The sequence below is a fragment of the Novosphingobium sp. MBES04 genome (assembly GCF_000813185.1).
In the GTDB taxonomy this organism is placed as follows: Bacteria; Pseudomonadota; Alphaproteobacteria; order Sphingomonadales; family Sphingomonadaceae; genus Novosphingobium; species Novosphingobium decolorationis.
Genome location: NZ_DF850489.1, coordinates 1021968 through 1044212 on the forward strand (window position 1 = coordinate 1021968; position 22245 = coordinate 1044212).

Consider the following 22245-nt stretch of genomic DNA (forward strand, 5'->3'; position numbering starts at 1 on the left):
CTTTCAGATACGATAGATGGAGCGGGCCGTGCTGGAAAACAGCGCGGCCCGTTCGTCTTGCGACAGGCCGCGGGTGACGAGCTTGAAGGCGTTCCAGATCTGGCCGTAGGTCGAGGCAGGGCGGTTGGCTGGCCAGTTGCTCTCGAACATGCAGCGCTGCGGGCCGAACAGCTCGATGGCGGTCTCGATCCAGGGCTTCCAGTCGCGCGCTAGCGACACCGATGTCGTCTCGGGTCCCGCCATCTGTCCCATGAAGGGGCCGAGTCCACCGATCTTGGCGACTACGTTGGGACATTGCGCAAGGCGTGCCATCGCCGGGCGCCATTCGGCAAATGTCGTGTCGAGCTTGCCCGCATAAGGCCCGAGCCCCAGCGGGCAGCCCAGGTGTTCCAGCACGATGGTCGTGTCCGGACAGGCTTTCGCAAGGTCCGCCAGTTCGTCCATCTGCGGATGAAACAGCCAGGATTCGAACACCAACCCCTTGCGTCCGAGCAGGGTGATGCCCGCGCGAAGGGACGGGGCCTGCAATAGCTTGGGATCGTTGCGGATACCCGAGAGTGGCGGGAACGAGGCAGTCGCGATCGAGTTGCGCACGCCGCGAAGATGGCCCTTTGCAGCCTCTTCGTGGCGGGCGAGCAAGGTCTCAAGACCTTCCGTACGGGTCAGGTCCACCTTGGCAACAATACCCGAGGCAAGGCCGCTCTTGCGATGCGCCTGCGCGAGTTCGCCGACGTATCGGGTCTCCCCCAGCGAGCGCACGGCGTCCTCGCCTTCGGTATCGTACATGATCCCGCATTCGATGAAGACGCTGCCCGTGATCCGGTGTCCCGAACGGGCGATGTCGTCCCTGAAGTCCTGCGCCAGATAGCGTTCGCCCGATGCTTCGGGATCGGAAAAATCGCGCAGGTGGAAGTGCGGGTCGACTATCTCGAGTTCGGGCTCCAGCGCAGGTTCCTCGGCCATGGCTTCGGCCGCGCGCGCCGGGAAAGGGAGCGCGCTGGCCGCGAGACCCAGTCCCAGTTTACCCAGCGCGCTGCGGCGATTGAGGCCGCTCATTTCGTGGCCACACGCGCAAAGAAAGGCAGCGCCTTTTCCAGCGCGCGTGTCGGGCAGTCGAGCGGCATCATGTGCCCGCATTCGGGAACTACCGACAGGGTCTTGTCATGGGTCTTGAGCGCACTGAACGCCGTAAGGCCATGGGTTTCCAGCTTGGTCTCGTGATCCTGATCCGACCACAGGAGAAGGGTCGGAACCGTGATCTGCGCGAGATCGGCGGGCGTGCGGTCGTGGTCCATGGCGGCAAAGACCTGCTTGGGCACTTCCGGATCGCGCAGCATGCGGTGGTTGAGCCCGGTCCAGCGGGTGACCAGTTCGGGCGTGACCTTGCTGTCGTCGACGACATTGGTGAGGAGGATCTGGCGCCAGTATTCCGGGCGGTGCCAGCCGGGGTGCGTGGCGTCTTCGGCCAGCACGGCTCGGAATTCCTCGGACAATGTCGCGACGTCGAGATGGATGGGTCCGGCCGCGATGTTCGAGAGGACGAGGCCATCGAGCCGTTCGGGGTGCGCTGCAGCGTAGGCCGCCGTCGGCGTGCCGGCGCTCGACGTGCCGACGAGAGTGAAACGCTCCACGCCCAGCTTCGTCATCAAGGCATCGATGACCCGGATCTGGTGCTCGGTCGAATAGTCCCCTTGCGGGTTCGGGCCGGAAAGACCGGCCGGTGCCTTGTCGTAGCGGATGACGCGGTAGCTTTTGGCCAGTTCGGTGGCCCAGTTGTCCCACTGGCGCAGGCTGGCAAAGGAGCCGTGGACGAGCAGGATTACGGGGCCCTTGCCTTCATCGACGAAGTGGACGGGCTCGCCCTCGATCATGGCAAACTGCGAGTTGGGCAGTGCGTAGCTGGCGCGCAGCGCGTCGTCGCCGGGAAAGTCGGGCGCTGCGGGGGCCGCAAGGGCTCCCGTCGCACAGAGAGCCAGGGCCGAACCAAGCGCCAGAAGAGGGCGGGCCATTCGCATCATGGGGTGTCCTTCGTTTCGGTGGCCGGGGCATCATCGCCCAGCGTCGCGTCAAGCCAGGTGCGCAGGTCCGCCCCGGTCTTCTCGGGCAGTTCCAGCATCGGGTAGTGGCTGACATCGGGGTAATGGATCACGTCGACAGGCGCGTTGCTGAACTGCTTGACCGCGTCATCAGAGAGGTACTTGGGGAGCACCGGGTCGGCATCGCCCCATTGCAGCAGGATCGGCACGCGGATCTGTGCGGCCTCGTCGCCCGCGCCCTTGGCCCAGACGGCCTTCTGGTTCGCGGCGTAGTACTGGCGTACGTTGTCGAAGCCGCCCGGAATGTTGTTGGTCTGGTAATACCACTCGACCGTTTCGTCGGTCAGGCGCTCGGGCTTTCCGTAAAGCTCGGAGAGCGAGACGCGGTAGTAGTAGGGCGGGTAGTAGTTGGGCACGAGGTTCTCGTGGACCCAGACCATTGACCACAGGAGGCGGCTGAACTCGGGCGGCGGCGGCGCCTTCAAGGGCAGGGTGGAAAGCGCGAGAGCACGGACCTTCTCAGGATGCTTGGCGGTGTAGAGCGTGGCGATGGTCGAACCACTCGACGTGCCCACGAGGACGAAGCTGTCGAGCCCCTTGCGCTCCACGATCTTCTCGAGAAGCTCGACGATGCCGGGCATGCCGCGCGAAGGGGCCGTGTCGGTCGAAAGTCCATAAGGCGGCCAGTCGAAGCGGATGACGCGGTAACTGTCCTTGAGTTTGTCGCTCCAGGCATCCCATTCGCGCAGGTTCGTCATCGAGCTGTGCAGCATGATGACGACTGGGCCATCGCGCGGGCCTTCATCGCGCATGTGGATGTTGGCGGTGCCGTATTGCTCGAAGGTGGAAGGGGGCGTTGCCTGCGCGGCCTTGACCTCTTCGTAGGATGGGTTCCACCAGCCCAGGCGCATCGTCAGGAGGACGCCGCCCGCCAGTACGATCACGGCAACCAGCGCAATCGCCAGCCCCTTCAAAAGACCCCTCATCAAATCGTTCCCCCCGGAAATGTGTGGTGCTTGAAAATGAAACGGGGCGGGAGCCTGTCCGGCACCCGCCCCGCAAATGTTGTCAGGCCAGCTCTCCGTCGATGAGAGCGGCGCATTCGCTGCCCCCGTTCGCGCGGGCTTTCCGCATCGCGCGCCAGGAGAGCGCATAGAGCCCTGCCGAAATCAGCAGGAAGGGCAGGCAGACCCAGGCAATCGACCAGCCCACCTGGCTCTCGTCCTGAAGGACGCGCTGGGTGAAGGTCGCCACCAGAAGCGGTCCGAGGCTGGCGCCCAGGATCGTGTTCAGGACCAGCGTCAGCGAGATCGAACTGCCGCGCATGCGCGGGGGGACGACCGACTGGAGCGTGGCGAACATGACCGTGCCGATCACCGAGAACACCGCGTTCGAGGATGCGACCATAACCGAGGCCACGTGCAGGTCGGTGGAGATCACGGCGAAGATCGAAGGCAGGGCAAAGAACGGCGCCAGCGCGAGGATCGCGAAGCGCGCCATCGTGTTGCCCGAGCGCATCGAGCGATCGAGCAGGGTGCCGCCCAGAAGAGGACCGAAGGCCGAGAAGACGATCGAGACCGGGCCCAGGAAGCTCGCCATGAAGCTGGCATCCGCATCGTAGCTGCGGATCAGCATCGTGGGTGCCCAGGACATCGAGCCATAAGCGACGGTGAAGACCAGCGCGAAGGCGAGGTAGAGCGGCATCAGGATCGCGCGGTTGCGCCACAGGTAGGCCGCTTCCGCAGCACCGGGAGTACGGGGCACACCCTGCGCGGCCACGTCCTGGCGGGGCGGCTCGCGCGTCAGGAACAGCATCGTCGCCGAGACGAGAAGGCCGATCGCGCCAAAGATCACGAAGACCATGCGCCAGGGCACGAGGTGGCCGACGAAGGGCAGCCCGTCAAAGCTGCCGGCGGCGGCAGCGGCAACGAGCAGGCCCGTCACCGAGATCGCGATGCCGTTGGCGAGGCCCTGGCCCATCATGTAGACCGAGATCGGACGCCCGCGCCGTTCGGGCGCGAAGAGATCGGCGATGAGCGAGATCGCCGCCGGGCCAAGGGCCGCTTCGCCGAGGCCGACGAGAAGACGCGCACCGAACAGCCAGCCGAAGCTCTGCGCAAGGCCGCTGCCGATGGTCGCGACGCTCCACAGCGCAATGCCGCCCGCAATCAGGTTGCGGCGCGAGATGCGGTCGGCAAGGAGGCCCATGGGCAGGCCCATGAAGGCATAGAACAGGCCGAAGGCCAGACCCTGGAGAAGGCCGATCTGCTCATCACTGATGCCAAGGTCCCCACGGACCGGGTCGACCAGAATATTGAGAGCGGCGCGGTCGATGACCGAGAGGATCCCGGCCAGGAACAACATGCCCACCATGACCCAGCCCTGGGCCGGTGAGGGGCGGGGCGCGGACGCGGTGAAGACCGGAGCCGCAGAAGCGGCTCCGGTCGAAGTCGAGGAAACGGGATCCGTCATGATCAGAGAAGGCCGGCGGCGCGTGCGCGGGTCTTCACGTAATCACCCAGCCAGTCGAGGTTGCGGAAGCGCAGCGTGCCACGGCCAACCGCGGTCGAGCTGTGCGCCATGCCTGCGATCAGGCGGAAGCACTTGGCCATGAGGAAGAGCTCCTTGTTGTCCTTTTCCTCCTGGGTGAAGGGGCGGACGCTCTCGTAGCCGTTCTCGAAGGCTTCGCCGATCTTGGGATCGAAGCCGTAGAACAGGTTGCCCCACACGAAGTTCTGGACGTCCTGCATCATGAAGTCTTCGCCCGCCGCGTCGAAGTCGAGCAGCGTGATCTTGCCGTTCTCGTCGACGTGGACGTTGCTGGGGTGGAAGTCGCGGTGGCACACGCCCAGCGGAACCTTGCCCGAAGCGGCCAGCTCGTCGAGGCGCTTGTCGAGGTTGGCGGCGATGATCGGGTAGTCGCGCAGGTCGTCGGGGCGATCGTACACGAAGTCGATCAGCGCGGGCATGCAGATGTTGTAGTCCTTGGCCGTGTCGGTCGAGAACACGTGGTCCTTGCCCGCCCAGTCGTTGCCGTGGAGGTGCATCTGCGCCATCGCCGCACCGATGCGGAAGGCGGTTTCCTCGGAGAGACGCTCGCCGAACTTCACGCCGTCGGCCCAGTCGTACATCGCGATCGCGCGCTCACCCTCGGGCGAGTTGACCTTGAAGTACAGCGCACCGTCGTGCTGGGGCACCGCGACCGAGGCCGGGAAGCCGATCTGGCGCAGGTAGTCGAGGAAGTTCAGCTCGTAGGCGACATCGTCGACGTCGCGGTAGGTCTTGCGCCACACGCGAAGCGCGTACTTGGTCTTCTCGTCCTGAACGAGGTAGACATCGTTCATGCCGCGATAGAGCAGGAAACAGGTCAGCTCGCCCTCGATCGGGAAGCGGCGGGCCACTTCGCGTGCGATGAAGTCGGGGTGCAGGACCGAGTGCGAGACCTCAGCGGTCGGAAGGTCCGTGTTGATCGAAGAAGTTGCAGAGTTCATTTGCTATACGTTCCGGTGCAATATCGAAAATGTCCCTGTCGAGATCGGGCATTTCCGTGACAGTGCAGCGCTGCATCCGGGCGGCGGCCTTCAGGCTCGGTTCGCGGATCTGTTCGGCAGGCTGCAGAAGAAAGGCGGGCTGTTCGACCATTTCGAGGCGGGCGTAGTCATAGGACCAGACGCCCTTGTATGCCCATGTGAAACGATCCAGAACATGCGCCTTGTCGGCAAAATTGAAGACGGCCTTTTCCAGCGGGACCCTGGGGTCGCGCCCTCCCACCACGTATTTCCAGAGGTTGGAGAGCAGGTCGATGATGACCGTGCCGTCCTCGTCGGGCGTGGGGAAGGTCTCGGCGTAGGCAAGCTTGTCGGCAAGCGTTGCCTCGTCGAACATCGGGATGCCTGTCAGCGCCACCGAACGGACCCGGTCGGGCCGGGCCAGAGCGAGTTCGCAGGCAAGAAGCGTCCCGGTGTGAAACCCGTAGAGATCGACCTTCCCGGTCAGTTCGCCGCTTTCGGCAAGGGCGTCGAGCCCATCCGAAAACGCCTGCGCGTAACCTGCCATTCCCGGCGGGGCCGGTGGTGCATCCGACATCCCGTAGCCGGGGGTGTCGAAGGCATAGACAAGGCGGTCACGTCCCAGAGCCTCGATCAGTGCCTCATATTCGTAGGAGGACGACGGGTTCTGGTGCAGGAGAACGACCGGATTGCGATCCGGGGCCGCGGAGCCGCAGCTGCGATAATGCAGATGGCCGAAGCGGCAGGATGTATATCCACGACGTATCCGGGAGCTCTTGTGCATGGAAATCACTGTGCGCGATATCGTTCCCGCTTTGCAAGCGCGCGCAAGTTTGTTCGCACAGCGGTGATTTGCTTGCCGGCGGCATGGCGGCAAGCCCGGATGCAAGAAGGGCCGCTGCGCCGTGCAGCGGCCCTTCGGGGATGCCCCGCCGGCGCATGGCCGGCAGGGACGCATGATGCCAGGATCAGAAGTTGTAGCTGGCCTGGAGCCCCCAGGTGCGCAGCTCGGGCAGCGCGAGGTTGAGGTAGGCGTAGGACTGGCTTGCCAGCAGGTACGAGGGTTCGAGCAGGTTGTTCTGCGCGATCGAGGTGTACTGCTTGTTGTTGAAGAGGTTCGTGACGAACCCTTCGAGCGTGAAGTCCCCCTTGGTGAAGCCGATGCGGGCGTTCACCTGGGCGCGGCCCTTGATCCAGGTCTGGTTGGCCGGATCGACGTACTGCTTCGACTTGTAGCTGAGATCGCCACGGGCGAAGTAGCTGAAGTCGTCCCAGTCGGACACTTCGCCGGTGTACATGAGCGCGAGGTTGCCCGAGTATTCCGAGGTCAGCGGCAGCGTGTTGCCCTTGAAGTCATCGCCTTCAAAGCCGGTGCGCAGGGTGACGGCGGGGTTGTCGAACGAGCGCACCGAGCTGCCGTTCCAGGCGCCCGAGGCGGTGATCGAGAAGCCGTCGACAGGCTCGGCCATGACATCCAGTTCAAGGCCGTAGACGTTGGTCTTGCCCGAGTTGGCGACACCGCGCACGATCAGCGGCTGCCCGCCCGAGGCGAAGATCACGCTGCGGTCGTTGTGCTGGTCCTTCCAGGTCGCGAAGTAGGCCGCCGAAGTGACCACGAGGCGTCCGTTGAGGAAGCTGCCCTTGAAGCCGAGTTCATAGTTGTCGAGCTTTTCAGGCTTCACGATGACGCCAAGGCCGATCGACTCGCCCGCTTCGACTTCGGCCTGCGTGCCGGAGATGAAGCTGGTGTTGAACGAGCTGAGGCTGACGTTCGCCGCCTTCGACCAGGAGGCGTAGATCATCATGTCGGGCGTCAGGTCGTAGTTGATGATGACGCGCGGCAGGAAGTTGTTGAAGGTCTGGTTGTAGAAGGATTCCAGCGGGGCGAAGTTGCCCGCGGGAAGGCCGTAGATCTCGGCCGCATCGGCCGAGATGTTGGTGCCTGCACCGCCCGCGAAGGCATAGATCTTGTCGCGCTGGTAGCGGCCTTCGAGGTTGATCGAGAGCGCATCGGTGATCTCGTAGCTGAGGCTGCCGAAGATGCCATAGGTGCGCGCCTTCTGCGGAGGCTGGCGGGCGCTGGCCGGAGCCGGGATGCCGTACTGCTCGAAGTTCGAGACACTCACCAGACCCGGCGTCGCCGAAGTGTAGAGGTAGCTGGCGCCCAGCATGGCCTGGAGCGGACCGCCATCATCGAAGGACAGGCGCAGTTCCTGCGAGAAGTCCTTGTTGCGACGCTCGACAAGGTAGGGGAACGACCAGTATCCGCGCAGACCGTTTGCCGGCGTTGCGGCGAAGTTGGTGAAGGCGCTGCTGTCGTAGTTGTCGAGGTCGGCGAGCTCGGAATAGAACTCGTTGTTGTACCCCGTGAGCGAGGACACGGTGAGGCCGGTGTCACCCAGCTCGTAGTCCACGTTCATGTGGAGGTGGTAGTACTCGCGGCTGAGGCCGTAGCCGTCCACACCCTTGCCGTGCGAGGTGATGCGGTTGGTGTCGTCACCCAGGATACCGGCAAGGAGCGCGTCCTCGGTGGTGTTCTGGGCCGGGCTGTAGCGGCTGTCGATCTTGGGCACTGCGCCGCAGATCCAGGGGCGTCCGGCAAGCGTGCAGTTGGCCATGCTGGGGATCACGACCTCACCCGCGTTCGATCCCGAGAAATAGGGAACATTGGGCGAGCCGTTGTTCGCGCGCACCTCGTAGGCCGAGGCCATGCCCTGTGCGGACGGACCGTCCTTGTCGCGGCTGTACATGCCGAAGGCCTTGACAGTCAGCTGCGAAGTGGGCGTGAACTCGAGCTGCAGCGTGCCGATGTCGCTCGACTGGTCGCCCAGCGTCTGGTTCGGGTTCGCGCCGTTGGTGTAGGAGCCCGACTTGCTCATCGAGCGGCCGGTCAGGCGGAAGCCCAGGATGCCCGGTACGAGCTGGCCTTCAAGCGAGCCCTGAACGTCGAAGTTGTCCCGCGTACCGACCATTGCGCGCACGTTGCCACCGAAGCTGTCGGCGGGCGTCTTGGTGACGACGTTGATGGCGCCGGCAAAGGCGTTGCGGCCGAAGTAGGCGTTCTGCGGACCCTTCAGGATCTCGATGCGTTCCGGGTCGGTGATGCCCATGAGCGCGGTGGCCGAGGCGACCGGCACGCCGTCGATGAAGCTGGCGGTGAGCGTCGAGTTGGTGGTCGAGGGCGTCATGCCGCGCAGCGTGATCTGCTGGAACGAGCGGTCGTTGCGGCCCGAGTTGACGTTCGAGACGTTGATGCCGGGCGTGTTGAGCACGACGTCGTTGATCGAGCGGATCCCCTGCTTCTCGATCTGGTCGGAGGAGAGGGCGGTAATCGCGATCGGCGTTTCGAGCAGCGATTCCTCGCGCTTGCGCGCGGTCACGACGATCGAGGAGCCGGCAAGGCCCTCCGACCGGGCGGTTTCGGACTGCGCCTGGGCCGGGGCGGCAACGCCCACTCCCAGAAGTGCGCTGACAACCATCATGGATGCGCCCGAAAGCTTGGTCTGAAGTCGAGTGTTCATTAGACTTTCTTCCCCGCTTGTATGTTCTCTCACGCCTCTTCGCGTCGGTCGTTGGTGCCGTGCGCGCCCTCGGACGCGGAGAACTGTTATGTGGGCAAGGCGCCGGTCTGTTGCGGCGGGTGGTCCGTACCCCCAAGCAGGACCACTCCGCAGCGCCTTGCGGTACCTGCCTCGTCGCTCCCCTTGAGACGACTCATCATTGCAGGTCCACGGACGTCAGGATTGGTTGCATTGGGAAAATAGAAATTAAGGCTGCGTGCTAGTATTCGCCTGTCGGATGTAATTGGGCGATTGCACGTGGAAATTGGACAACTGCCAACTTGACTTTGTCAAATGATCCTCTCTGGATCGGAGTCTTTTTTGTATTGAAAATAAAACAAAAAAAGAGGCTCCCATCGGGTGATGGGAGCCTCCAAACACGCGAAAAAGCGCGGCGTAGCAAAAATGTCACGCCATCAGGTCAATGTCGCTCCCGTGCCCTCCGTGGTGGCCATGCGGGCTGCGGCGAGCTTGTCCTCGTCGAGATCGTAGGCCCACAGGAAGAGGCCGTTGATGCCGAACATGATTGCGGGGATCACCGCGAAGCCCAGGGTCAGGGCGAGAATGGCGCTCTCGGGCTGTTCGACGATCTTGCCGCCGGTGGTCGGGACGTAGTGGAGGGCCTCCAGGAAGATGCCCAGGACTGCGACGCCAAGCGCGTAGCTGACCTTCTCGATGACGGCGATGGCGCTGGCGAGAAGACCCTCGCGGGCCTCGCCGGTGACGAGGCGGTCATAGGACTGCGTGTCGCCCAGCATGGAGATCGCCATGAGGATGATCGCGCCCGAACCCACGCCGCCAAAGGCACCGCGAATGATGATCCCGGTGTTGGTGATGGTGTTGTCTGCAAACAGCCAGCTCAGCGTCACCAGGCAGAAGATGATCACGCCCATGAGGTAGGTCTGGCGCTTGCCCATGGTGCGCCCCGTACGCACCCAGAGCGGCATGGCGCAGGCCGTCGCGATGTTCTGCGTGACCGCAAAGACGATGAGACCCGAGTAGCCCACGTTCAGGACGTTGAGCATGTAAAGCGCCATGGTCGAGGCGACCGAGGCGAAGGAGAGAAACTGGAAGATCTTGGCGCCCAGCAGCATCATGAAGGGGCGGTTGCGCGCGATGGCGCGGATTTCCTTCAGGCCGGGCAGGTGGGTGCCGGTGCTCGATTCCTTGTGCTTGTGCGTCGGCATCGAGAGCGCGGTCGCGGTCATCGCGCCGCCAATGATCAGCGCCATGACAAGGCCCATCGTGGCAAAGCCCGAACGGTCCCCGCCACCGGCCTCGATCAGCCAGCCCGTACCGGCCAGCGCGAGCAGCTGGCCGATGGAGACGAACACGGTGCGGAAGCTGATGAGGCGGGTGCGCTCATGGAAGCCTTCGGTCAGCTCGGCCGGAAGCGCCATGTAGGGCACGTTGAAGAGCGAGTAGGCCAGCGAGTAGATCAGGAGGCCCGCGCTCATCCAGATGATCAGCCAGGTGTCGGTCAGGACCGGTGGGGCAAAGAGCATGAGGAAGGCGATGACGGAGAAAAGCGCACCCGCGGCCAGGAACGGCTTGCGGCGGCCCCAGCGCGTGCGGGCCCGGTCCGACAGCGAGCCCACGGCAAGGTCGATCACCGCGTCGGCGAGCTTCGAGATCATCAGGAGATAGCCCGCGATCTGGGGCGATTGGCCCAGCACCGTCGACATCATGAGCGGGAAATAGGTCGAGACGGCGTTGAGCATGATCGACACGCCGATGGTGCCGACGCTGAAGCCCAGGCACAGCTTTGTGCTGAGCCTGGCGTGTCCGGTCTCGCCCTGCTGTGCAGGTGCAGAAGTTGTCATGTGTCCGCTTCTCCAAGGAACGCGCCGATCGCGTCGGCCTTTGCGGCGGGCGACCCCGCCGTCGACACGGCTTTGCCGTTGTCGAGCAATTCAAGTGCTCTGGTCACCGACTCGTTGAGCAGGGCCAGTTCGGTTTCGGGCTTGAGCAGGAGCGTCGGCGCCGCGACCAGACCCATGCGTTCGAACGCCTTGTAGCGGAACGCGGCAATGTAGGGCTTGGGGTAGGTGTCGAGCGTCTTGAGGACGTCCAGCGTGATGCGGTGCAGGATCTGCGGCGGCGGCATGCCGACCGCGAGGCGCCGTTCCGGCTCCTTCATGAAGTGCGGGAAGAACAGCGCCTGGTCCCGGCAGAAGTTGAAGGCCCAGATGAGGTGGCGGCCATATTCGTCGGGCTCGACGACGGGCGCGTAGTTGGCGATCACCGCCTCGCGCAGGTCGTCGGGGTACTCGGTGATGCCATCCAGGACGAGCTTGCGCACGCGCGCCGGGTAGGCCGCGGCCAGCTCGCAGGCGATGCGCGCGCCGGTGTGGGTGCCGTAGGCATCGACCTTGTCGTAGCCGAGCGCCGCGCATAGGCGCTCCATCGATCCCGCGAAATAGGCGATGTCGGGTTCTTCCGGGCTCGGCGCGACGGAATCGCCGTTACCCAGCGTGTCGGGCGCGATGATCTCGCCAAGGCACCCGGCCTTGCGCAGCGCGTGCATCAGGTCCTGCATGAACCAGGACGAGGCGGGCGAGGCGTGGAGCAGCAGAACCGGCACTTCGCCCGCGCGTGCGGCGGGCAGGCGGCGCAGGTGGAGCTGGCCTTCCTCGAGGCGCACGAAGGCGCGTTCGATCTGGGTGGCTTGCGTGCTATCCGAAGCAGGGGGCGTCTTTGTCATGGCTAAAGCCTATCGTGGGCGGGGTGAAAGCCGAGCCCGTGAGGGGCGCAATAACCGGCAGGCGGACAAGATCATCCGAACAGGGGTCGGCGAAGGGAGGCAATAGGCATGCTTGGGTCATGGCGATAACAACATACACAGACGCCGAACTTCTTGCCTGGCTCGAGAAGTCCGGCCCGATGAACATGGCGCGCGCCGTGGAGATCATGGAGCGCCACGACCTGGAAGGGCTGGTCCTGGGCGAGCCGGTCAACGTCTTTCATGCGCTCGGCCACTGGCCCCAGATCGGCCGCACGCGCATGGCACAGCCGCCGGGCACGTTCGCGGTCATCACCCGTACCAAGCCCGAGGAATTCGGCCTCGTTACCAGTCGCTTCCTGCACCACTACACCTGGGCTGACGGGCGCGACCGCAGCGACGTGCACTGCTGGCTCTATACCGCGCTGGGCGACGAAGGCGACGAGACCCTTTCGGTCGTCCCGCCGGGCCCCGTCCTCCCGCAGCGCGAAAGTGCGCCGCTTACCCAGGTCGAAGGCCATCGTGCACGTGCGTCCGCGCGTGAGGCCGGCGCCAACACCGCCACCGGCGATGCGGGCGCAGCCATCGTGGCGGCGATGCGCGGCATGGGGCTGTGGCAGGGCCGTGTCGGTTTCGACCACAGCGTCATCGCCGAGGTCGCCGCGCGCCACGATCATCCGGGCGCCATGGTCCAGGCCGACAACATCCTGCGCGAGATCCGCCTTATCAAGTCGCCGCTCGAACAGGCGCTGATGGCGCGCGCCGCAAAGGCCAACGTCGATGCGCTCAACGCCGTCGGCCAGGCCGTGCGTGCGGGCGCGGTTCATCACGAACTGATGGCGCTGTTCCGCCTTGAGGCCGCCAAGCGCGGTAACGGGGCGGTCTTCCTCAACGTCGACCGCGTGTCCTCGGACCTTTCACGCGCGACCATCGCCGATGGGCAGACCCTGATGATCGACGGCGTCAGCCAGTTCATGGGCTACCACGGCGACTTTGCGCGCACGGTCTTCGTCGGCGATCCGACCCGCGAGGCCGAGGCCGCCGCAAAGGCATCCGCCTTCGGGTGGCAGGCCGTGCGCGAAAAACTGCGTCCGGGCATGCGCTTCTCCGAGATCGTCAAGACCGGCGAAGAGGCGCTCAAGGCGGCGGGCCATACCGCGCTCGTTGGCTTCGGCCCGCACAGCTGCGGTCTGGCCCATACCGACGAGCCTGGCGAAGTCCACGGCGGCTTCTGGCGCAAGCCGGACATCATTCTGCAGCCCGGCATGATCCTGTCGGTCGACTGCCCCACTCTCGACACCGGCATCGGTGGCTCGGCCCATTGCGAGGACCTTGTCCTGATTACCGAAGACGGTTGCGAACCCATCCATCCCTTACACGAACCGGTGATTGTCGTATGACCAGACCTTTCATCCTGTCCGCCGCGATTGCGGATCCGGAACTGGCCGTTCCCGAAACGGCCGCCACCTATCTTGACGCGGCCGACGCGGCAGGGCTCGACCTGCTGCTTTTCGGTGAGGCCGGTGGCCGCCCGTTCGACGCGCAGGTCCTCGTCGCCTGGGCCGCGCCGCGCTCGCAGCGCGTCGGCCTCGTTGCGACCGTGCCCGCCTCGAACGCGCACCCCTTCCACGTGGCCCGCGCGCTTTCGGCGGTCGACTTCCTGAGCGCTGGTCGCACGGGCTGGTCGGTCATTCCCGAAGGTGCCGCAGAAGGCACGGCCGAGGACATGGTGGGCGCGGCGCGTTCGCTGTGGGACGGTTGGGGCAGTGACACGCTGATCCTCGACAAGGCATCGGGTCGCTACCTCGATGCCAGCAAGGTCAAGGCCTCGAACTACGAAGGTCCCTTCTTCAAGGTGACCGGCCCCGTCAACGCGATGCGCCCGCTGCTCGGCCAGCCCGTGCTCGTGCTCGACGATGCTGCGCCGATCGCGATCAAGGACGCCGACATCGCGCTCGTCTCGCAGCCGACGGCGGATGCGGGTGCAACCAAGAGCCTGCTCAAGGTCACGCTCGACACCAAGGTCGAGGACGTTGCCGCGCTCTTCGCCGAAGGCAAGATCGAGGGCGTGCACATGAGCCTCTCCGATCCGCTCGCCGAGCTGCCCAGGCTGGCCGCGCTCTTCGCCGAGCTGGTCGCTGCCAATCCGGGCGGGGAGGGCGACCTGCGCGCGCGCCTCGGCCTGCCGCTTGCGTCCACTGCCTCGAACCAGCCTGACGGCGCCAAGATCCCGGAGATCGCATGATGAGCAACGAAATCCACCTCTGGGCCTTCCTGCAGGGCATCGGCTTCTACCCCACCGGTTGGATGCACGAGCGTGCGCGCCCCGAAGGCGTGTTCTCGATGGACTACTACAGCTACGTCGCCAAGCTGGCCGAGAAGGGCCGCTTCGACGCCATCGTCTTCGGTGACCAGCTGCAGTCGCGCGGCGCCGGTGGCCGTACGCCCGAGCGCATGGCGATGCCGACGCTCGACCCCATGACGCTGCTGACCGCGATGGCCGCCGTCACCGACCACGTCGGTCTGGTCGCGACCATCTCGACCACCTTCAACACGCCCGAAATGCTGGCCGAGCGCTTTGGCACCATGGAGCGCATCACCGGCGGCCGTGCAGGCTGGAACATCGTCACCTCGGTCCACCCCGACACCGCGGGCAACTTCGGTCTCGACGAGATGCCGCCCAAGGAAACGCGTTACAGCAACGCGGCCGATGTCGTCGACAAGGCCTGCGAGCTGTGGGCGGCCATGGACCGTGCAGGACCGCACCTGAACCAGGGCCGTCCGGTCCTCGTCCAGGCTGGTCAGTCGCCCGCGGGCCGCGAGTTCGCCGCACGCACGGCCGAGGCCATCTTCTGCCCCGCGCCCTCGATCGAGGCGGGTATCGACTTCCGCAACGACATGCGCAGCCGCATTTCGGGCGTGGGCCGCAACCCCGATGGCACGCGCGTCATGCCCGGCCTGTCCTGCGTCCTTGGTGGCACCGAGGAAGAGGCCAGGGCCAACCACAAGGCGATCATGGACATGGCCAGCGTCGAGCTTGCCATCGAGTACCTGTCGGAATCGCTGTGCTGCGACCTCACCTCGTTCGATCCCAACGGGAAGCTGCCGGTCGAGGCGATCCTCGAAAAGACCCTGCTTCCCACGGCCGACGTCGGCCGCATGGTCACGCCCGCTGGTGAAAAGGGCACGAGCCTTCGCGACTTCGCGATGAACTTCATGCTCAATCCGCGCGGTCACAACGTCTTCATCGGCACGCCTGAGCAGATGGCCGACATGATGATCGAATGGCGCGATGCCGGCGCGTGCGATGGCTTCACGCTGCAGCCCAGCTACATGCCGGGCGGCCTTGAGGACTTCGTCGATGGCGTCATTCCTATCCTTCAGCAGAAGGGCCGCTACCGCACCGAGTACCCGGGCACCACGCTGCGCTCGACGCTGGGCCTTCCGGCCTACGAACGGGCCGAAGCGTGAAGACTGGACGCCTGATCTTCGGCGCGCTGGGCGCGGTCGCACTCCTTGCGGGGGGCAGCGTCGCTGCCCTTCGCCTGGGGGCGGGTGAACCCGACCCGGCCGAACTCGAGGCAAAATGGGTCGATGGCCCCTCGCGCTTCGTCGAGGTTGACGGCGTGCGCATGCACGTGCGCGAGGAAGGCCCCGAGGGCGCGCCGGTCGTCGTCCTCCTGCACGGTTCGATCGTCAACCTGCACGAGTGGGACGATGTGGCCCCGATCCTGGCGAAGAGCTTCCGCGTCGTGCGCTTCGACTGGTCGCCTTACGGGATGACCGGGGTCGACCCGAGCGGTGTCTATTCGACGCCCCGTTCGGCCGAACTCATGGACAAGCTGATGAAGCAGCTGGGCCATGACAAGTTCGCCGTCGTGGCGACGTCGAACGGCGCCAATGTCGGGCTCGAATTCAACCGCGCCTATCCTGGCCACACCACGGCCATGGCGTTCTCCATCCTTCCCCTCGAGCGTCCCAGCCAGACCCGCAAGGTGGACTGGCGTCTCAAGTGGATGCTCCAGTTCCACAACGCGGTGCTGCCCAACTGGCGCTCGCACACGTTCTGGCGCCTCATGCTGGAAGACACCACGCCCCCCGGCTTCGAGCCGAGCGAGCGCATGGTCGACCAGATCTACGACATGAACAACCGGCCCGGCGCGCTCGCGCGGCAGGCCCAGTATATCCAGGCCAACGTCAAGCTGTTCCAGACGCAGGATGTGGGCGCTGTTGCCGAAGCGGTGACCGTGCCCGTGCTCATCCAGTGGTGCACCTACGACGATGTGATCTCACAAGGGGCCAACGCCTCTGTCGACCGCTTCACCAACACCGAGGTGAAGATGATCGAATACCCGGACCTCGGCCATTTCCCCATGTGGGAGAACCCCGAGAAGTTCGGCGGCGATCTCAAGGCCTGGCTCGAGACGGCAACGGCCCAGCCCAAGGCGGAGCCCGAGCCTGAGGATACGGCACAGGAGGCCGCCCCCACCGCCTGATCGGCACCCGCGCTCTCAGTTCCGAGCGTCGGATACAATCCGCACTGGTCCAGCATGGCGCGTAGTCACGCCATAGGCCGGGTGCCACGTACTTTGGAGTTTTCTCGTATAATGTCAGCTGTTGAGCGTTGCGAAGTCGCAATCGCCGGCGCCGGTCCTGTCGGCACCGTCATGGCGACCCTTTTGGCCAAGGCCGGCGTGTCCGTCGTCCTGATCGAGGCCGGTCCGGACTGTGCGCAGGATCTGCGCGCCTCCACCTTCCATCCCCCGACGCTCGAGATGCTCGACGAGATCGGCATCACCTCGATGCTGCTCGAGCGTGGTCTCAAGGCGCCGCTGTTCCACTGGCGCGATCGCGCTTCGGGCGAAGCGATCGAGTTCGATCTCTCCGAAATCTCGGACGTGACGCGTTACCCGTTCCGCATCCAGTGCGAGCAGTACCACCTCAGCCGCGCGCTGGCCGATGGTCTGGACAGCTACACGAACGCGGACCTGCGCTTCAACAGCCGCCTGCTTCACGTCGCCCAGGACGACACTGGCGTCGACCTCTCGGTCGAGACCATGACCGGCATCGACCGCATTCGCGCCGACTACCTGATCGGTGCCGACGGCGCGAACTCGGTCGTGCGCAAGTGGCTGGGCATCGAATTCGACGGCTTCACCTACCCCGAGCGCTTCCTGACGCTCTCGACCAAGGTGGAACTGGCCGACTACCTGCCCAACCTTGCCTACGTGAACTACGTCAGCGATCCCAAGGAATGGCTGGTCCTGCTGCGCGTTCCTTCGGTGTGGCGCGTTCTGGTCCCGGTCAACGGGCTGGTCGATGAGAACCAGCTGCGTTCCGAGGAAAACAAGAACGCGATCTTCGAGCGTCTGATCGGCCGCGGCGCGGACGTCGAGACCGAGCACCGCACGCTCTACCGCGTGCATCAGCGTGTCGCCAAGTCGTTCCGCGAGGGCCGCATCATGTTGATCGGCGATGCCGCGCACCTCAACAACCCGCTGGGCGGCTTCGGCATGAACTCAGGGATCCATGACGCCTTCAACCTGTTCGAGAAGCTCGAGCCGGTGCTCAAGGGCAAGGCCGCGGCCGACGCGAATCTTTCGCTGTTCGACCGCCAGCGCCGCGAGGTGACCCACACCTTCACCCAGACGCAGACCAAGGCCAACATGTCGATGATCAACGGGGCCAAGGAAGACGGCCACGAGGAGCGTCGCCGCAACCTTCAGGCCGTCCGCGACGACGACGACAAGCGCCGCGCCTACATGCTGCGCCAGTCGATGTACCAGAGCCTCAAGCAGGCTTCCGAAATCGTCTGAGGCTGGCGCCGCAAGGCGCTTCAGCCGATCACAAGCGGGGCGCTGGACCTGGTCGGTTCAGCGCCCCGTTTTCGTGGAAGCGCGGTTTCCTGCAGGAAATTTTGGCGTGACCTGTCCGCGTGTCGGACAGAGCCGCGATGCCGCTCCGGGAGGGACGGCTTGGTTGCACACTCCTCTTCGAACCCGCGATGCAACAGACGGGCGAGGAGAAGCGTGTGACGAGTGAAACGCAGATGGCCGCCGACGCGGCCTTGCCCGTGAGCGAGCCGCAGTTTGCCGCGGTGCCGAGCGCGCCCGGCGCCACCTGGAAGATCCGTTTCGGCTCAGCGATGATCCCGATGGGCCATGCCGCGGGCCAGAACCTCGTCACCGTCCTTGGCCTTCGTTTCATGACCGACAGCCTCGCGATTTCCGCAGGTGCAGCGGGGCTCATGTTCGCACTGATGAAGATCTACGACGGGATCACCGATCCGGCGGTCGGCGCCTGGAGCGACCGTGCCCAGACGCGCTGGGGGCGTCGTCTTCCATTCCTCTTTGCAGGTGGCCTTGCCATGCCGGTGGGCCTCGCGCTTCTGTTCGGCGCGCCTGATTTCGGCTCGATCCTGCTGGCCCAGGCTTTCGTTCTCCTGGCCCTGATGATCCACGCGACGGGCTACACGCTCCTCACCATTCCCGGCTTTGCGATGCTGGTGGAGAGCTCCACCGACCCCAAGGAACGCACCCGGCTCATGGCCTGGCGCACCTATGGCAACGCGGTAGGGACATTGCTTGGCTCCACGCTTCCGGCCTGGATCCTGGGTGCGCTTGGCCCGTCGCGCGAGAGCCATCTGCTGGTGGCCCTCGCGGTGGGCGCGGTGGTCTTTACCGCGACCGTGATCGCGGTCTGGCTGCTGCGCGAGGCGCCGCGTACCACCCCGCGTGCGGCCGATCTCGCCAAGGCGCCGCACCCGCTGCGCAGTCTTGCCCACCAGGTGCGCCTTGCCTGGCATAACGTACCGTTTCGCATCCTTGCCATCGCCCACGTCTTTCTGCTCTTTGGCACGGCGATCGGTTCGGCGGGGCTGGCCTATTTTACCCGCACCTTCCTCGACCTGCCGGACTCCGCGCTCGGCACCTACTTCGCCATGGCGACCGGCGCGATGCTGGTGGGCATGACGCCCTGGGTCTGGCTCTCCAACCGCATCGGCAAGAAGGAGAGCTACATTTCTGCGCTCGCCATGTTTGCCGCCGTACAGCTGAGCTGGCTGCTCGCTGGGCCGGGGGAAAGCATGATCCTGGTAAGCGCGCGTGGTATCCTGAGCGGCCTTGCCGGTGGTGGCATGATCCTGTGCGCCTATTCGCTTCTGTCCGATGCGGTCCGCTACGACTTCATCACCAGTGGCGAGCGGCGGGAAGGGGCCTTTGCCGGTTTCACCACGCTCTTTGACAAGCTGTCGTCGGCCGCGGCCCTAGCGGCGATGGGCGGGTTCCTCAGCGTCATGGGCTATGTCTCGTCCTCGAGCGGGGAGGCGGCGGTGCAGAGCGACAGCGCCCGGCTTGCCATTCTCCTGTGCGAATCCGCCATTCCCGCCGCCGCAATGCTCGCGGCTATCGTTGCCATGCTGTTCTACCGTCTCGATCCGGCCATGCTCGAAGCGCTGGAGACGGGCCGTATCGAGAGGGACGCCTGAGCCATGTCCGGTCATCAAATCGAACTCGTCGGGCTTGTCGCCCCCTACCGCGCGTCCGAAGCGAGCGAGGCGCCGCCTGCCTATGACGCCAGCTTCGTGGCCGAAGCGGCGAAAGGCTATGAAGCGGCCGGTTACGACCGGGTGCTGATCGGGCAGAACGCGCGCTCGGCCGACAGTCTGGTTACCGCAACCTGGGTGGCGGCGGCGACCACGCGGCTCAAGCTCATGGTGGCGCATCGTCCCGGCTTCATTGCTCCGACCATGGCCGCACGCGCCTTTGCGACGCTCGACCAGTTTTCCGGCGGGCGCGCCGGGGTCCATATCATCACCGCCTTCTCGGATATCGAGACGCGCTGCGACGGGGATTACCTTACCAAGGACGAGCGTTACCGCCGCTCGAACGAATACGTGCGCATCCTACGCCGGATCTGGGCGGGCGAGGCGCCGTGCAACCATGAGGGCGACTGGTACCGTTTCGACGAAGCGGGAAGCGAGGTCCATCCGGTGGACGGCACGGTTCCGGTGTTCTGGGCGGGCAACTCGGAACTGGCGGTAAAATTCGGGTCCGAACTGGCCGACGTCTACGCCTTCGGGCCGGGCAGTGTGGCGCAGGTAGGCGCGCAGGTCGCGCGCGTGCGGGCCGAAGCGGCGAAGCACGGGCGCAATCCGCGCTGCTCAATGTCGATGCGCCTCGTGGTCGCCGATACCGACGAAGCCGCGTGGGAGCGCGCGACACAGATCCTGCGCGCGGTCGAGGCGCGCCAGGCCGCGCATGGCCTGCTCGGCCGGGATCTGGGCAAGGCGGCGCAGGAGACGGCAAGGGGCGCAGCCGAGGCCGACGCGGCCTCGGAGGATCCGTGCCTGTGGACCGGGCTCACCAGGGCGACACAGGGGCGACTTCAGGTCATGTGCCTGGTCGGCTCGCCCGAAACGCTGGTCCAGGCGCAGCTGCGCTACCGCGAGGTCGGGATCGACAATTTCCTTGTCACTGGCTTTGACTGGCTGCCCGATGCGCACCGCATCGGCACCGAGATCGGCCCGGAATTGCGACGCCTTGGCAACGCGATCTAGCTCGGTCGCGCAAGGCCCAGACAGCAAGTAGGCCCGGCGGTCATCCCGCCGGGCCTTCTTGCTGTCTGGTGGGGAAGGGGCACGCAGCCCCTTCGCCCGATCAGGGCTGGGCGATCTCGTGGATCGTCGCCTCGAAGCCTTCCGAGGTCTGCGCCTGGGCCGCTTCGTCCGCGTCCTTCAGTTGCAGATAGAACAGGCGCTGCATGAAGTTCTGGCGGCGTGCCTCACGCTCTTCCAGGGCGTCCTGGTCGAGTTCGAGGGCCTCGATACCGGCGGCAAGGTCAAGGCCATTGGCCTTGGCGACGCGCTCGGCGCTGTCGAGACGATCGCGCACGACCGAAAGCTCGCTGGCGAGGACCATGATCATCGACATCGCGGCATCGACACCCGGGGGCTCGTAGAACTCGGGGCGCTTGCCCTTGGCGTGGCGAATGACGTGCGGGCGCTCTTGGGTGGTGTTGTCCATCTTGGTATCTTGTCCTTGCTTGCGCCTCAGGCCGCGATGGCCTGCTTTTCGCCCTTCTTGGCGATGAGCACTTCCCAGCCACCGCCGGGCGCGAATTCGCCTGCGGTGAAGTCACGCTCGGCGACGTGCTCGGAAGATTCCTGGCTGTAGCCCGACGCCGCGGCGGCGAACTCCATGACCGCCATCGGGGCGGTGTCGAAGCGCACGGCGTCGCGGTCGAAGCCGGCCTTCTCGGCGAGGCCGATCTGGTCCATGTCGCGCATCGCGCCCCAGAACGGCTCGTTGTTGTACCAGGTCTCGTTGTCGAGGATGAACTGGGTGAAGGGGTCCATCAGGTCGAAGGGCGGAAGGTCGGCGTGGATCATCAGGCCGCCGGGCTTGAGCACGCGGAAGGCTTCGTTGAACACGCGCGGCATGGCCTTGCCGCTGGTCTCGTGGAGCAGGATGTGGCTGACGACGAGATCGAATTCCTCGTCACCGAAGGTCGTTTCCTCGGCGTTCATCTGCGCGAAGTTGACATCGAGGCCCATCCCTGCGGCACGTGCGTGCGCATAGCGGATGCAGGGACCGCCCACGTCGATGCCCCAGACTTCGGCTTCGGGGAACAGCTCCTTGTAGGGCAGGGTCGAGTGGCCCACCGTGCAGCCCATGTCGAGAATGCGCTTGGGCTTGAAGTCGGGCATGTTGCGCTTGAGGTAGTTCACCACCGAGCGGCCCATGTCGTCGTTGTTGGGACCGGTGTAGCCCATCGAGTAGAGGTACACGCCGCGATCGTAGAGCGCGCCAACCGAAACGTCGTCCTCGGTCACTTCCGAGCAGTAGCCGCCGGGCATGCAGTGGATGTCGAGCGCGGTGACGTAACGCGGGGGCTCGAAGCCCTCGGGAATGACCAGTTCGCCCTTGTTGGTCGCCGACAGCTCCTTGGCCTTCTCGATGAGGTCGGGCAGCTGGCGGTCGATCGAGACGTTGACCGATTCCCACAGCAATTCCTGCGCCGTGCGGTTGGCCATGGCGTAGTGCTGGAAGTAGAGGTCGTGGATCATGACCGAGCGGATGTCGCGGCGGTTCTCGGGGAGACGGCCGTTGGCCTTCTCGAACGCCTTGGACACGCGCGTCTCGTAGATCGGGGTCAGCCCGGGCAGCAAAGTGGACTGGATGAAGCCCTTGAAGCTCTTGGCGAACTCTTCGCGGGAAGCCTCATCCGCCGTCGCCTTGGGCAGAATCGGATGGTCGGCTTGCTGAAAGGTATTGAGCATGATGCGACTCCTCTGTTCATCGGGCTCTTGCGGTTTTCTTGCGGACGGTGCGTGGAGCGGCATAGTCGCCCCGGTCCGCTATCCGCTTGGCGATCATGCAATCCTATCGCGATGCGCTGGATCAAGGAAAGCACAAAAA

General features: G+C 65.2%; 18 protein-coding genes. 7 read left to right on the forward strand and 11 right to left on the reverse strand.

The features are described from left to right. Nucleotides 1–3: 3 nt before the first annotated feature. The 9 genes from MBENS4_RS18375 to MBENS4_RS18415 all read right to left on the reverse strand — a co-directional run bounded on the left by MBENS4_RS18375 (nucleotide 4) and on the right by MBENS4_RS18415 (nucleotide 11809). The gene (locus tag MBENS4_RS18375) at nucleotides 4–1056 is read right to left on the reverse strand and encodes an amidohydrolase family protein (protein ID WP_159108098.1); all 1053 of its coding nucleotides are present in this window, start codon (nucleotides 1054–1056) and stop codon (nucleotides 4–6) included. Then, the gene (locus MBENS4_RS18380) at nucleotides 1053–2009 is read right to left on the reverse strand and encodes an alpha/beta fold hydrolase (protein WP_242405010.1); all 957 of its coding nucleotides are present in this window, start codon (nucleotides 2007–2009) and stop codon (nucleotides 1053–1055) included. Before MBENS4_RS18380 ends, MBENS4_RS18375 begins: the two co-directional genes overlap by 4 nt. Nucleotides 2010–2014: 5 nt before the next feature. Then, nucleotides 2015–3022: an alpha/beta fold hydrolase gene (locus MBENS4_RS24345; RefSeq protein ID WP_052322526.1), complete on the reverse strand. Its 1008-nt coding sequence runs from the start codon at nucleotides 3020–3022 to the stop codon at nucleotides 2015–2017. Nucleotides 3023–3104: 82 nt separating this feature from the next. Next, the gene (locus MBENS4_RS18390) at nucleotides 3105–4508 is read right to left on the reverse strand and encodes an MFS transporter (RefSeq protein WP_039393523.1); all 1404 of its coding nucleotides are present in this window, start codon (nucleotides 4506–4508) and stop codon (nucleotides 3105–3107) included. A gap of 2 nt (nucleotides 4509–4510) precedes the next feature. After that, complete coding sequence (locus MBENS4_RS18395) at nucleotides 4511–5527, reverse strand: phosphotransferase enzyme family protein (RefSeq protein WP_039393525.1); 1017 nt, start codon at nucleotides 5525–5527, stop codon at nucleotides 4511–4513. Continuing rightward, nucleotides 5481–6329 (reverse strand): alpha/beta fold hydrolase, encoded by an 849-nt coding sequence (locus MBENS4_RS18400; protein WP_039393527.1) that lies wholly within the window; start codon nucleotides 6327–6329, stop codon nucleotides 5481–5483. The genes MBENS4_RS18395 and MBENS4_RS18400 overlap by 47 nt, the downstream gene beginning before the upstream one ends. Nucleotides 6330–6513: 184 nt before the next feature. Further along, nucleotides 6514–9066 (reverse strand): TonB-dependent receptor, encoded by a 2553-nt coding sequence (locus MBENS4_RS18405; RefSeq protein WP_039393529.1) that lies wholly within the window; start codon nucleotides 9064–9066, stop codon nucleotides 6514–6516. A 455-nt stretch (nucleotides 9067–9521) separates the two neighbouring features. Further along, complete coding sequence (locus MBENS4_RS18410; protein WP_052322528.1) at nucleotides 9522–10928, reverse strand: MFS transporter; 1407 nt, start codon at nucleotides 10926–10928, stop codon at nucleotides 9522–9524. Beyond that, complete coding sequence (locus MBENS4_RS18415) at nucleotides 10925–11809, reverse strand: alpha/beta fold hydrolase (RefSeq protein WP_052322529.1); 885 nt, start codon at nucleotides 11807–11809, stop codon at nucleotides 10925–10927. Before MBENS4_RS18415 ends, MBENS4_RS18410 begins: the two co-directional genes overlap by 4 nt. A gap of 119 nt (nucleotides 11810–11928) precedes the next feature. On the opposite strand from MBENS4_RS18415, the gene MBENS4_RS18420 reads away from it, so the two are divergent. The 7 genes from MBENS4_RS18420 to MBENS4_RS18450 all read left to right on the forward strand — a co-directional run bounded on the left by MBENS4_RS18420 (nucleotide 11929) and on the right by MBENS4_RS18450 (nucleotide 20384). Continuing rightward, entirely contained in the window at nucleotides 11929–13227 is a 1299-nt protein-coding gene (locus tag MBENS4_RS18420; protein WP_039393531.1) for a M24 family metallopeptidase, read from the forward strand. Continuing rightward, nucleotides 13224–14072: an LLM class flavin-dependent oxidoreductase gene (locus MBENS4_RS18425; protein WP_039393534.1), complete on the forward strand. Its 849-nt coding sequence runs from the start codon at nucleotides 13224–13226 to the stop codon at nucleotides 14070–14072. The genes MBENS4_RS18420 and MBENS4_RS18425 overlap by 4 nt, the downstream gene beginning before the upstream one ends. Continuing rightward, on the forward strand, nucleotides 14069–15298 hold the full coding sequence (locus MBENS4_RS18430; protein WP_052322530.1) for an LLM class flavin-dependent oxidoreductase: 1230 nt from the start codon (nucleotides 14069–14071) through the stop codon (nucleotides 15296–15298). Before MBENS4_RS18425 ends, MBENS4_RS18430 begins: the two co-directional genes overlap by 4 nt. Beyond that, nucleotides 15295–16323 (forward strand): alpha/beta fold hydrolase, encoded by a 1029-nt coding sequence (locus MBENS4_RS18435; RefSeq protein WP_052322531.1) that lies wholly within the window; start codon nucleotides 15295–15297, stop codon nucleotides 16321–16323. The genes MBENS4_RS18430 and MBENS4_RS18435 overlap by 4 nt, the downstream gene beginning before the upstream one ends. A 111-nt stretch (nucleotides 16324–16434) precedes the next feature. Next, entirely contained in the window at nucleotides 16435–17643 is a 1209-nt protein-coding gene (locus MBENS4_RS18440) for an FAD-dependent oxidoreductase (RefSeq protein WP_039393535.1), read from the forward strand. Between the two features lie 215 nt (nucleotides 17644–17858). Then, nucleotides 17859–19313, forward strand: coding sequence for an MFS transporter (locus tag MBENS4_RS18445; protein ID WP_039395465.1), 1455 nt, complete (start codon nucleotides 17859–17861; stop codon nucleotides 19311–19313). Nucleotides 19314–19316: 3 nt separating this feature from the next. Further along, on the forward strand, nucleotides 19317–20384 hold the full coding sequence (locus MBENS4_RS18450; protein WP_039393538.1) for an LLM class flavin-dependent oxidoreductase: 1068 nt from the start codon (nucleotides 19317–19319) through the stop codon (nucleotides 20382–20384). A gap of 100 nt (nucleotides 20385–20484) precedes the next feature. Here MBENS4_RS18450 and MBENS4_RS18455 read toward each other — a convergent pair whose 3' ends face one another. Both MBENS4_RS18455 and MBENS4_RS18460 read right to left on the reverse strand, forming a co-directional pair. Next, nucleotides 20485–20850, reverse strand: coding sequence for a hypothetical protein (locus MBENS4_RS18455; RefSeq protein WP_039393543.1), 366 nt, complete (start codon nucleotides 20848–20850; stop codon nucleotides 20485–20487). 26 nt (nucleotides 20851–20876) lie between these two features. Beyond that, nucleotides 20877–22106, reverse strand: a complete 1230-nt coding sequence (locus MBENS4_RS18460; RefSeq protein WP_039393544.1) for a class I SAM-dependent methyltransferase — start codon at nucleotides 22104–22106, stop codon at nucleotides 20877–20879. Between the last annotated feature and the right edge of the window lie 139 nt (nucleotides 22107–22245).